We start from the raw sequence: 12,748 nt of genomic DNA, 5'->3' as shown, positions 1-12,748 counted from the left end.
TCGGTTTTGAGAAGAAATTTCCATAAGAAAAAGAAGGGAAACCCCTTCTTTTAATATTAAACTTGTATTGAATCTATTGGTCGTTCAGCCGGACGCCCAAAATAATAGCCTTGTCCAAGCGGTATTCCCATTTGCCTACAAAAATCAGCTTCTTCTTTACGTTCAATTCCTTCCGCGAGTAACGTAATCCCCTCTTCCTTTGATAGATAAATCATTTCGATCAGTTTCTCTTGTTTTTCAGAATCTTGATCGCAATGAGAAATAACACTGCGATCAATCTTCGCATAGTCGGGCTTCAACTGAAGGAGCATTTCTTTCGTAGCGTATCCAGTGCCTACATCATCTAGCGCCATTTTCATTCCTTCTTGCTGATATGAGCGAAAGATTTGTTTTAAATGATCTACTTCGTCAATCTTTTCAGTTTCTACTACTTCAAATACTAAATCTCTTGGATCGAGATTGTACGCTTCAACAGTTTGGAAAGTTGTTCGTAAGCAATGAGCTGGATCATAAATCGAAGAAGGGAGAAAATTAATGAAGCGTTTAATGCCTTTTGAAAGATGCGACGCACTAATTTTAATAGAAGCAATTCTTGCAGCGCTGTCAAGAAAGGCTTGAAGACCAGATTGTCTAGCCATATCGAATAATTCATTTGGATAAAAAGGATAGCGCTCATTAGTCGGCCGCATCAAGAGTTCATACCCTTTAATATCATTATTATCAAGCGTAATGATGGGCTGCATGTGGCTAGTAAAGAGAGAATTCCTTATAACCTCTATGAAATTTGGATGTTTGAGCCTTGAATAAAATTGAGGAAATGAAAGAACTGAGCTGCTCTTTATTTCATCCACTGTTCCCGTTCCACAAAAAAACATTTGTTTTGCCGCATCATTAAAATGAGAACTGATGCGATGACAAATTTCAAGCAGGGATTCCGAATTTTGATAGGAGACTGTAAGAGAATTCAAAGATTCACTTTGGAACATCAATTCATTTAAACTTCGTTGAAGTTGCGGCACAGCTGTAACGATTTCTAAGTAACCAGAAGAAGGAATATCTGGTATCGCGGTGCATTTTGAGCATGTATACATAAGGGTCTTTCTCCTATCTAAGTCATAATCTGTCTATGTAATAGTTGGTAAGAATCATCGTTAATTCACACGTTTTGACTCGTTCAAATGACTCATCAATTAAGCCTGGTCACTTTCCGAATCAAAAATGAAGCAGAGGAATAATTCCCCTGCTTCTCTTATCGGAATATATAAGCGTTACTTTAATAGATTATTGTACAAATTCATGTATTTCGCTGATGAAGCTTCCCATGAGTAATTAAGACGCATCGCTCGCACGACTAATTTTCTCCATGTGATTTCATTATGATGATAAAGATCTAGAGCAAGATTAATTGTATCTAGCATTTCGTGAGCATTGTAGTTCGCAAAGCTAAAACCGTGGCCTTCACCGGTAAATTGGTTATAAGGTAGTACGGTGTCTTTTAACCCGCCTGTTTCTCGAACGATCGGTAGACTCCCGTATCTTAAAGCAATCAGCTGACTGATTCCACATGGCTCAAATTGAGAAGGCATTAGGAATAAATCGGAGGCAGCATAAAGCTGTCTAGCAACCCCGTCATCGAAGTAAATATTCGCGCTAAACCTGCCTGGGTAACGAGCTTCAGCCTCTCGCAGCATATGCTCGTAGTGCTCATCACCCGTTCCAAGAACGACAACCTGAACCTTTTCCTCCATGATTTGAGGAAGAACTCTAAAGAAAAGATCGATTCCTTTTTGTTCTACGAGTCTTGTGATAAGAGCCAGGACAGGTATTCCCTCTCCTACTTGTAAGCCCAGCTTTTTCTGAAGATCTGTTTTGTTTTTTTCTTTAAGTAAATGTGTTGCGTGATAGGAATAAGAAAGTGCTGTATCTGTAGCAGGATCATAAAGTTCTGTATCAATTCCATTAATAATCCCAACAAATTCATCTTCTCTTTTTCTCATAACACCATCCAAGTATTCACCAAAGTATGGTTGCTTAATTTCTTCTGCGTAGGCAGGACTTACCGTTGTAATATAATCTGCATAAAGCAGTCCGCCTTTCATAAAGCTAACGTTCCCATGAAATTCCACACCTTCATTATTGAAGTGGAGTTCACTTAAGTCGAGCAAATCATGAAGGATTGTTTTTGGAAACACTCCCTGGTAACGAAGGTTATGGATGGTATATACCACTTTCATCCCTTCATAATAAGGATGATTTCGGTAATGAGCTTTTTTCAAAACAGGAATCATCCCTGTTTGCCAATCATGACAATGAAGAATGTCCGGTTGCTCTTCTAAATACGGAATCGCTTCTAATACAGCTTTACAGAAGAATGAAAAGCGTTCTCCATCATCAAAATAACCATAGCTACCGCTACGCTTAAAATAATACTCATTGTCAATGAAATAATAGGTAATTCCATCAAGCTTGAGCATTTCAATTCCGCAATACTTATCGCGCCAACCTACAGAAACTGTGATCGTTTCTTTCAGTTCAAGCTGACTTTTGTACGTTTCATTCATATCTTGATATTTAGGTAAAATTACGGATACATTCGCTCCCTGCTTTTGAAGGGCCTTTGGAAGGGCGCCTATTACATCGCCCAATCCCCCTGTTTTGATAAAGGGATGACCTTCAGAAGCGGCAAATAATACATTCATTTCAACTTCCTCCTACTAGATGACGGTGGATTTAGCAATAACTCTCGGCTGATCTTCAGAAGTCACTGTCTCATTAGGCGAAACGGATACGTCTTTATCAAGAATCACATTCTCGATAACGGCTCCTTCACCAATTTCGCACTTTTGCATGATAATGCTATTTCGAATCACAGCCCCTTTTCCAACGCGGATACCTCTAAATAAAATACTATTTTCGACTGTCCCTGATATCGTACAACCGTTTGCGATTAATGAGTTCGATACGGTGGAGCTTTCAAGGTATTTAGCCGGTGATTCGTGTTTTACCTTCGTATAAATCGGGCCAGTATTGTAAAATAGTTCCTGCGTCACGTTTGGATCAAGCATCTCCATGCTATAGCGATAGTAGCTTTCAACACTATCAATAAATGTTACATATCCACCGAAATGGTGCGCATGCACATGATAGCGATCCAGACTTGCGGCAATTGCTTCATTAATTGATTGATGCTTACCTGATTCAATACTATCTTCCACGAGGGAAATGAGAAGAGAAGATTTCATCAGAAAAGTGTTTAAATAAACGTTATCTCCTGGAAGAGGCTCAACCCCAAGGTTTAAGCGATCAACGCGCTCATCATCGTTTGTATAAAGCACATTGTAATGACTTCCGCTCGTATAAGGATCATCACACGGCTTGTAGACAACAGTGATATCGGCGTTCTGAGATTCATGTTCTTCAATAATCTGATCGAAATCAATATTCCAAACGAGCTGACCATTTGTTACGAGAACGTAATGGGAAAGGCTTCTTTTGAAAAAGGAAAGGTTTTCATGAAAAGAGTGAATATCTCCAGTGCTTCTGCGCTCTTCATCTGCTGGAGGCTGAAAGAAAAGACCTCCTTGATGACGATCTAGATCCCACTCGCGTCCGGATCCTAAATGGTCAAATAAAGAACGGTATTTTTCACGAGTGAATACGGCAACTGTATTCACTCCTGCGTTTGTTAAATTCGATAATGAGAAATCAATGAGTCGATACCGCCCTGCAAATGGAACAGAGGCAAAGCTCCGATGATTGGTTAACTCACTCAGCGTGTTCTTTTCATCTACGAGGTTAATAACTCCTACTACTTTTTTCATCGTTTCATCCCCCTACTCTATTTTGGTACCGATACAATTTCGCCATCTGCAATTAACGAGATCGAACCATCGCTTGATCCTAGTGTCATGCCATCTTCTACTACCGTTCCACTTTCTACGATAGCGTTCTCAATCGTTACATTCGCGCCAATTTTCACATTTGGCATTATGATCGAATTTTTAATTGTGCTTCCAAGGCCAACATGCACACCATAGAACAATACGGAACGATACACTTCTCCATATACAACACATCCTTCATTAACAAGAGAACGCGTTACCTTTGCTTGAGGTGCGATATATTGAGGTGGTTGGTTCGGGTTAACTGAATAAATTTTCCAGGCAGGATCATTTAGAATTAAGCTTGGATCATCATCAAGTAAATCCATATTGGCTTCCCATAAACTTTGTAACGTACCAACGTCTTTCCAATAACCGTTGAACGAATATGCGAAAACGTTCTTTTCATCTTCAATCATAGCCGGAATGATATCTTTACCAAAGTCATTTGATGAATCTGACTTTTGCTCATCTTCGGTTAAATATTTCTCAAGCGCTTTCCAGTTAAAAATGTAAATCCCCATAGAGGCAAGGTTAGTTTTCGGTTCAGCAGGCTTTTCTTGAAACTCGACAATACGATCTTCATCATCCGTGTTCATGATTCCGAAGCGACTTGCTTCATGCCATGGCACTTCAAGCACAGCAATTGTGGCATCTGCATTGCGCTGTTCATGGTAATCCAACATTTCAGAGTAATCCATTTTATAGATGTGGTCACCTGAAATAACTAGAACATACTCAGGATCATATTGTTTAATGTAGTACATGTTCTGGTAAATCGCATTCGCTGTGCCGCGATACCATTCGCCACCTTTTTGTCCCATATATGGTGGTAGAACAGATACACCTCCATTTTTTCGGTCAAGGTCCCAAGAACTCCCGATTCCAATATACGAATTCAATATGTAAGGCTGATATTGCGTCAGAACCCCTACCGTATCAATTCCTGAATTACTACAGTTACTGAGGGTGAAATCAATAATACGGTATTTCCCTCCGAACGGGACTGCTGGCTTAGCAAGACGTGTTGTTAACTTTCCAAGTCTTGTCCCTTGACCTCCTGCAAGTAGCATAGCGACACAACGCTTTTTAGACATAGCGATTTCTCCTTTCAAGGTTGCTTTTATTTTTTTTGCCGAGAATAACAATTCCAAGTGGTGGTACTTTAAGCATTAGACTACAAGGCTGATTGTGATACGGTTTTCTATCGCTTTGTAAGATTTCTGCGTTAAGTTGACCTGAACCACCATACTTTTCTTGATCGCTATTAAACATTTCGATATAAGTACCGGAAGATGGAACACCAATGCGATAATCATAGTAGACATTAGGAGAAAAATTAATGATGGCGATATCACAATCGCCCTTCGCTTTTCCTTTTCTCATAAACGTTAGAACGGACTGTGAGTTATCGTTCGCATCAATCCATTCAAATCCTTCTGATTCATGATCAATTCGCCACATGGCCCTTGAATCAAGGTAAAAGTGGTTCAAATCTTTTACATAGGCATTCACCTTACTATGCATGTCATAGTCCAAAACCATCCAGTCTAGTTCAGATAAATCTTTCCATTCATCGTACTGACCAAATTCTCCACCCATAAAAAGCAGTTTCTTTCCTGGATGAGCCATCATGTACCCGTAAAGCGTTCGAAGATTGGCAAACTTCTGCCAATAATCACCTGGCATTTTATTCAACAATGACTTCTTCCCATGTACGACCTCATCATGAGAAAGAGGAAGAAGATAATTCTCAGAAAAAGCGTAAAAAAACGAAAAAGTTAATAAATTGTGATGATGCTTTCGATCATCCATATGGAGCTCCATATACTTCAGTACGTCATTCATCCATCCCATGTTCCATTTATAATTGAAGCCGAGCCCACCTTCATGGATCGGAGCACTTACAAGCGGGTAGTCGGTTGATTCTTCTGCCATCATCAGCACATTCGGGTATTGTTCAAATACCGTCCGATTTAGTTTCTGAATGAATTCCTTGGCTGCAGAGTTCTCGCCTTCAACGCCACCACTTTCATGGTCATGATGATAAAGTAACATCTGTGATACAGCATCCACTCTTAAACCATCTATATGGTAGTAGTCAAACCAGAACAACGCATTTGAAATAAGAAAACTGACAACTTCTGGTTTACTATAATCAAAATTGTACGTTCCCCAATTATGTCGCTCAGCACGAGCGGGATCAGATGGCTCAAAAACAGGACCTCCATCAAATTGACCTAGTCCATGCGCATCTTTGCAAAAATGAGCAGGTACCCAATCAAGCAGTACACCAATGTCTTCTTGGTGACATCGATCAATAAATGCTTTTAAATCATCCGGTTGTCCAAACCGACTTGTTACAGAAAAATAGCCGGTAATCTGATATCCCCAAGATCGATCAAAAGGATGCTCCATAACGGGCATTAGTTCAATGTGCGTGTAACCGAGTTCCTTTACGTAAGGAATGAGCTCGTCCATAAGATCCCGATAAGAATAATAAGAGCCGTCCTCTTTTCTACGCCAGGACCCTGGATGAACTTCATAAATCGACAGCGGGCTATCATAAGGAGCCGTTTTCTTTCTTTTGTTCATCCATTTTGCATCTTGCCAATCATACTCATCGACTTTTTTAACAATAGATGCTGTCTTCGGTTTTAACTCTGAATAAAATGCATACGGATCAGATTTCATTAGAATCTCGCCTGCACCTGTTTCGACAGCATACTTGTAGAGTTCGTCTTCTGATAGATCTTCTACAAATAACGACCAGAGACCGGACTCTTCGATTTTCTCCATTCGATGCGATGTGGGATCCCATTGATTAAAATTCCCTGTTACAGATACGGCTGCAGCGTGAGGAGCCCAGACTGTAAACCTGACTCCAAATCGTCCGTCTTCTTCCCTTAAATGGGCGCCCATTGAACGATAAGCCTGAAATAAATTTCCCTGATGAAATAAATACCGATCGTAATCTGTCGGCATCGATACAGTCATTGCGGCACCTCGCTCTCATTGATAAATATAGGGATTCCACCATAGTTATCCTCTACATCCTAAAGATTCGACATGTAATATGGTCATTCCTTCAAAAAAAATATTTGTCGAAAAATACATGCTTTTTTCGACAAATAACGGAATAATATTTCATAAAAAATGCTTTTTGATTCATATCTCATAGAAAAAAGGTTGCGGATAAACCGCAACCTTTAGAATGGCTATATTAATGAACGTTTCAATCGAATGAGCAACAATATAAGCGAACATATCATTTTTGAAAAAAACTTTTTTAAGTTATGATACATTCTCTTGCATTTCGTTCATTCGAACCTGTAGCTGGTATGCCATCGAAATAGACCATGCAAGGGGAGTGTTTTTATTTGGAATATCAGTACCACCAATATAAAGTTCTGGGATTTTACCACTTTCAGGTGTAATACTCATGGTTTTCGTCCAATATTCATTCATTTTATCTAGTTCACCCAGCTGCTCATAACATAAACCGAGCCAAGGAAATCCGAAGCACCACTCTGCTTCACTACCTTCATTATAATAAACATCGTTTTCATAACGAATAACTCCGCGTTTTCGCTCGAGTTGTCCCGTGATACGATCTACAATTTGAATGGCTTGTTCTCTTGTTACAACATTTAAAGGATAAATTAAGGATAATAGCGCTAAATCGGCTTCTTTCGTTTCGCTCTCACAAGGCAGAAGTTCATTTAGGACTTCCTGACCCTTTTCAATCATATAAGAGGGAACATTAACGAGCGTATTTACTGCTTTTAATCCTGCAACACATGCTCCGACACTTGATGCATGAACTTCTACATTTTCTTCCCACATGCCGTTGTCTGGGCTTTTCCAGTATTCTAGACATTCTAAGTAGTCGACAAGCTTCTGAACGATGCGATGATCGACTTTGTCCCTTAGCATAGGCTTTCCATTTTGAATTCCTTGTCCTATACCAAACAGCAATATTCCTATTGCATCATTTTGTGCATGACCCCATTCAACAGGAATTTCTTCAAGATCTCTTGTGTATCTGGCATGAATGTATTCATGTAAGTAATGTGGTTTCTGCTCCGTATGAATATCGATTTTCCATTCATACTTTCTCAATAATGTGAGCAGCGCATGATAAGCTTTTTCATATCGTGAACACTTTGAATTTAAATATGGCATAACCGCATAGCATACATCTCTGATCCAAACGTAGTCGTAATCATCGGATGTACTTGCAACATAAGCTCCATTGGGTAATCGCATGCTTTCAAGTACACTGTGCAGCTGCTGTTGATTCATATTTCTCACCTGCTCCTTATTTTTTACTACAATTATACCCTATTCGACAATTTTAAACCTTTTTATGCCACAAAAAAAAACTGACCCGGGTAGTTTAGGGTCAGTCAAAAGTCTGATTTATTGCTGTCATATCGCTCATTTCAGGTTCCATTCGATACACATAGTCTATATAGGTAAGAAGTGTGTCTCGCGCTTCTTTCACCTTCAAAAATTCAGTTTCACGTATAAACGCATGAACAAAATGCTCAATTCGCTTCGAAAGAATATCGTCTTCTGTCTTCATCATCAGGATACTTAATTCAATGCAAGCACAATGATGTGTGTAATATAGAGCTTTGTCATAGTCAGTAATGTCCAATGACATGCCCCCTTTCTAGGAGCTTACATATAGTATCCGCTCGTAAGCACCCATTACACGAAGAAAAAGATGTCATATTACGTTCTAAGGAACGTTACACCGTCTTTTTGTTCAATTTTCTTTTCTTTAATAAGTTTCCCCATAGCTCGCTTAAAAGCAGCTTTACTGATGTTAAACTCACTCTTTATGGCTTCTGGATCACTTTTGTCTGTATATGGCATCCGATTGTCACGCTCTTGCATATAAGCAACTAAACGTTCAGAGTCCTCAAGTCTTGCTTCTTTAACAAGTGGTCTTGTGGATACATTTATACGTCCATCTTCTCTAACAAACGTGATCCTCACTGTAAGACGCTGGCCAAGTCTCACTTGATCCTTCATCTCATCCTTATGAAGATAAGCAAGATATCCTTCATTGGTTAAAATTGAAACACCGTCTTCTAGAAAGCGAAAAACCAGGCCTTCTACTTCATCATTTTTACATTCTGCCGGTGCTGATTTAGAAAGCTCCTGTATTTCTTCAAATTTACTTAAATCTGCAAATAGACGCTGCTTTTTATCGAGCTTTAGTCCGCAATACAATTCATCACCAATTGCTGGCCAAGTTGCCCAATCATAAGGTAAATCATCTTTTGATAACAACATGTCCTTTTGAATACCAATATCAACAAAAACCCCAAGGCTTCTTTTCACTTCTACGACCTTTAGAATCGAAAAAGAATCAACTGTAACAGTTGGTATTGTTTCAGTTGCTGAAAGTCTCCCCTGATGATCATGGTACAAAAACACCTCAACTTCATCATTTTCTTCATAGTTATTTTTAGCTTCTTTTTTATGAAGCATAACGTCTTCGAATCCATTTGTTAGAAAATATCCGTATTCTTGTATACGTGCGACACGTAGCGTCGCCATTTCTCCTGCATATAATTCACTTGCCAACTTGATTCACGCCTTTCTTTTTGCTTGTCTTAGTATATCACTTCCACAGCCGGAATTTCCCCTTGTTTCTCATAAAAGTGTCTTTCCTGTCAATACTAATCGTGACCAATTACGAAAAGGAGATGTGCACATTGTCCACATACCGAAAACTAGAGGAAATGTTAAAAAACGCTCATGAGCTAGTTGAATATGCCGATGAACAGCTTCAGCTTGCTACCAAACAGCAATCAGCCATTACTGATAATAGCTATACTGAAACACAGCAATTACTTGAGCGAATGTCCGGAGAATTAGATAAAATGATTCACAGTGCAAATCCTGAACAGCGTGACGCCCTTAATCGAGCGCAACAGCAAATTCAGGATCGGCAAAACAATTTTATTCTCGGGTTTGAAACATGAGATCTGCATATTTGCAGATCTTTTTTAGCTATGTTTAACGCAGTTGATTTTTAGCTCATTCATGCTCTTTGATAACCAGTCGAATGAGACACAATCGATAATTTAAGTAAAAGCAGCTTATTTCTTAAGAAAATGAACCAAATTCACTGGCTAATGTTTGCGAGTGTTTTCTTCTCGCTTTTCTTGCCTTCATACGCTCTAGTCCACCATCATTCACAAATCTTTCTTCTTCTGTCTCAGGCATTGCTTCAGGCACTCTTGCAGGTATACTCTCTTCATCTAGAGCAACGAAAGTTAAGAAGGACGTTGCGCACACTTTCTTTCTTCCTGTTAACACATTTTCGGCAAATATTTTCACAAACACTTCCATTGAAGTATTGTGTGTCCAACTTACATAGGCCTCTAAGCTGACTACTTCACCTTCACGAATAGGACTAAGGAAATCAATTGAGTCAGCTGATGCAGTAACTACTGCTGATCTAGCGTGCTTAGATGCAGCTATGGCAGCAATGTCATCTATGTAAGACATTAGCTTTCCACCAAACAAGGTTCCATGTGTATTTGTGTCAGAAGGTAGTACGAAGCTTGATTTGGTCGTTCTTGAATCACGTATTAATTTTTTTGTTAAAGCTGTATTCGACATCGTATATCCACTCTTTCTAGAAAAGCCCAATTGCTGTTCCGTCTTCAGAAACATCCATGTTAAGGGCCGCTGGTTTTTTAGGTAATCCAGGCATCGTCATTACGTTCCCGGTTAATGCTACGATAAATCCGGCTCCAATGGAAGGACGGAATTCGCGAATGGTTATCGTAAAGCCAGAAGGTCTTCCGAGTAACGAAGGGTCATCCGAAAGAGAATATTGTGTTTTTGCCATACAAACAGGAAGTTTCCCCCAACCATTTTCTTCGAATTCTTTCATTTGTTTCTTAGCTTTAGAGGACAATTCTATCCCCGAAGCACCGTAAATTTCTTTAGCGATCGTTTCGATTTTCTCAGTCATTGAACAATCAAGATCATAAAGAGGCTTAAACTGATTTTCAGTTCGTTCCATTTCGTTTAATAACGTTTCTGCGAGCTCTACGCCGCCTTCTCCTCCTCGTGCCCATACATCTGTTAGCGCTACAGGGATATCATTTTCTTTACACCATTCTAAGAGAGTATTCATTTCTAGATCCGTGTCTGTTAGAAACCGATTAATGGCAACAACATATGGTACACCAAATTTTTTTATTGAAGAGACATGCTGTTCCAGATTTGATAGTCCAGCTTTTAGCGCACCAACATCTTCTTTTTTTAGGTTATCTTTTGGTACTCCGCCATGCATTTTAAGGGCTCGAATGGTTGCTACAATTACGGTTGCTGCAGGATCAATATCGCCAGCTCTAGTTTTAATATCGAAAAACTTTTCAGCTCCGAGATCAGCCCCAAATCCTGCTTCAGTAATCACATAGTCAGAAAGCTTTTGCGCCATTTTGGTTGCTGCCACGCTGTTACATCCATGAGCAATATTAGCAAAAGGGCCACCGTGGATTAGGGCTGGAGTATTCTCCAACGTTTGAACAAGATTCGGATTCATCGCATCTTTTAAAAGAAGTGTAATCGCTCCCTCTACACCTAAATCCCCAACAGTAATCGGCTCTTTTGACATGCTATATCCTACTACAATTGATGAAAGACGTTTCTTTAAATCAGTTATGTCTGAAGCTAGACATAGAATCGCCATGATTTCAGAGGCTACTGTAATATCAAACCCATCTTCACGAGGTACACCTTGTGTAGGGCCGCCTAGACCAACAATGACATTACGTAATGCTCGGTCATTTAAATCCACAACGCGCTTCCAAGTGACACGCCTCGTATCAAAACCAATTTCATTTCCTTGATGAATATGGTTATCGATAAGGGCAGATAAAGCATTATGTGCAGACGTTATCGCATGTAAATCTCCAGTAAAATGGAGGTTAATATCTTCCATCGGCATTACTTGCGAATAACCACCTCCAGCTGCACCTCCTTTAATCCCCATACTCGGACCAAGTGAAGGTTCTCTCATGGCAACGATGGCTTTTTCACCGATTCGATTTAATGCCTGCGCTAAACCAACTGTTACAGTGCTTTTCCCTTCCCCTGCAGGAGTAGGATTGATCGCTGTTACAAGGACGACTTTTCCAGAGGGCTTTTCATTCAAACGTTTCATCGCATTTAATGAAATCTTTGCTTTATAATGACCATAAGGTTCCCATTCATTCTCATATAATCCTAGCTGCTCGGCAATTGTAGAGATGCGAGTCATCTTAGATTCCTGTGCAATATCAATATCACTTTTGAATTTTACTTCCGGCTTCATAGAACCCCTCCATATGTAAGAATGCATCTTTCCAATTTCCATCTTACCCAACTTTATTCTTCCCGTTAAGGATTATGTTTTAATCAGTTGATAGTCTTGACATTTTTCTAATGAGACGTTATATTGTAGTTAACCATTTATCACATAGGATATTTGATTGAGACTTTGATTTCGATTTTTCGTGCACTAATCTCGTACACATCGAATATCTCTTATTCAATGTTCCAGTGAATGGTTGAATTTTAAAGTGCACAAAGATTGTGCTAAGCTTTTAGGAGGAACAAACATGCAAAACGGTAAAGTAAAATGGTTTAATGCAGAAAAAGGATTCGGTTTCATCGAAATCGACGGAGCTGACGATGTATTCGTACACTTCTCAGCAATCAATGATGAAGGTTTCAAAACACTTGAAGAAGGCCAAGACGTTTCTTTCGAAATCGTTGAAGGAAATCGCGGACCTCAAGCTGCTAACGTAAACAAACTCTAAAATATAATTTTCAAAAGGAACTGATGAAAT

The 12,748-nt window shown here is 39.4% G+C and carries 12 protein-coding genes; 2 read left to right on the top strand and 10 right to left on the bottom strand.

Annotation, left to right across the window (positions count from 1 at the left end; all coding sequences use genetic code 11):
* Positions 1 to 56: 56 nt before the first annotated feature.
* The 8 genes from AC0VYO_RS10610 to AC0VYO_RS10575 all read right to left on the bottom strand — a co-directional run bounded on the left by AC0VYO_RS10610 (position 57) and on the right by AC0VYO_RS10575 (position 9,482).
* Complete coding sequence (locus tag AC0VYO_RS10610) at positions 57 to 1,091, bottom strand: EAL domain-containing protein (RefSeq protein ID WP_475367338.1); 1,035 nt, start codon at positions 1,089 to 1,091, stop codon at positions 57 to 59.
* A gap of 177 nt (positions 1,092 to 1,268) precedes the next feature.
* Positions 1,269 to 2,699, bottom strand: a complete 1,431-nt coding sequence (gene glgA, locus AC0VYO_RS10605; protein ID WP_475367337.1) for a glycogen synthase GlgA — start codon at positions 2,697 to 2,699, stop codon at positions 1,269 to 1,271.
* A gap of 15 nt (positions 2,700 to 2,714) precedes the next feature.
* Complete coding sequence (gene glgD, locus AC0VYO_RS10600) at positions 2,715 to 3,821, bottom strand: glucose-1-phosphate adenylyltransferase subunit GlgD (protein WP_475367336.1); 1,107 nt, start codon at positions 3,819 to 3,821, stop codon at positions 2,715 to 2,717.
* A 17-nt stretch (positions 3,822 to 3,838) separates the two neighbouring features.
* Positions 3,839 to 4,978, bottom strand: coding sequence for a glucose-1-phosphate adenylyltransferase (locus AC0VYO_RS10595; protein WP_194221554.1), 1,140 nt, complete (start codon positions 4,976 to 4,978; stop codon positions 3,839 to 3,841).
* Entirely contained in the window at positions 4,971 to 6,878 is a 1,908-nt protein-coding gene (glgB, locus tag AC0VYO_RS10590; protein ID WP_430246262.1) for a 1,4-alpha-glucan branching protein GlgB, read from the bottom strand. Before glgB ends, AC0VYO_RS10595 begins: the two co-directional genes overlap by 8 nt.
* A 297-nt stretch (positions 6,879 to 7,175) precedes the next feature.
* On the bottom strand, positions 7,176 to 8,186 hold the full coding sequence (locus AC0VYO_RS10585; RefSeq protein WP_430246260.1) for a glycoside hydrolase family 15 protein: 1,011 nt from the start codon (positions 8,184 to 8,186) through the stop codon (positions 7,176 to 7,178).
* 100 nt (positions 8,187 to 8,286) lie between these two features.
* Complete coding sequence (locus tag AC0VYO_RS10580; RefSeq protein WP_194221551.1) at positions 8,287 to 8,544, bottom strand: YhdB family protein; 258 nt, start codon at positions 8,542 to 8,544, stop codon at positions 8,287 to 8,289.
* A gap of 77 nt (positions 8,545 to 8,621) precedes the next feature.
* Complete coding sequence (locus AC0VYO_RS10575) at positions 8,622 to 9,482, bottom strand: CvfB family protein (protein ID WP_475367335.1); 861 nt, start codon at positions 9,480 to 9,482, stop codon at positions 8,622 to 8,624.
* A gap of 131 nt (positions 9,483 to 9,613) precedes the next feature.
* On the opposite strand from AC0VYO_RS10575, the gene AC0VYO_RS10570 reads away from it, so the two are divergent.
* Positions 9,614 to 9,883: a DUF2524 family protein gene (locus AC0VYO_RS10570; protein WP_404682131.1), complete on the top strand. Its 270-nt coding sequence runs from the start codon at positions 9,614 to 9,616 to the stop codon at positions 9,881 to 9,883.
* 124 nt (positions 9,884 to 10,007) lie between these two features.
* Here the strand turns inward: AC0VYO_RS10570 and AC0VYO_RS10565 are convergent, their stop codons facing one another.
* Together AC0VYO_RS10565 and AC0VYO_RS10560 are read right to left on the bottom strand one after the other, a co-directional pair.
* Positions 10,008 to 10,526, bottom strand: coding sequence for an acyl-CoA thioesterase (locus AC0VYO_RS10565; protein WP_194221549.1), 519 nt, complete (start codon positions 10,524 to 10,526; stop codon positions 10,008 to 10,010).
* A 16-nt stretch (positions 10,527 to 10,542) separates the two neighbouring features.
* Positions 10,543 to 12,231: a formate--tetrahydrofolate ligase gene (locus AC0VYO_RS10560; protein WP_475367334.1), complete on the bottom strand. Its 1,689-nt coding sequence runs from the start codon at positions 12,229 to 12,231 to the stop codon at positions 10,543 to 10,545.
* Positions 12,232 to 12,517: 286 nt separating this feature from the next.
* On the opposite strand from AC0VYO_RS10560, the gene cspD reads away from it, so the two are divergent.
* Positions 12,518 to 12,718 carry a cold-shock protein CspD gene (gene cspD / locus AC0VYO_RS10555; protein WP_194221547.1) on the top strand — a complete coding sequence of 67 codons (201 nt, stop codon included), beginning with the start codon at positions 12,518 to 12,520 and terminating at the stop codon, positions 12,716 to 12,718.
* Positions 12,719 to 12,748: the final 30 nt, after the last annotated feature.

This window comes from Anaerobacillus sp. 63XJN7_4_ISO-PGPR-S23-413 (assembly GCF_056173725.1).
This window is presented reverse-complemented; position numbering and strand designations above follow the sequence as displayed.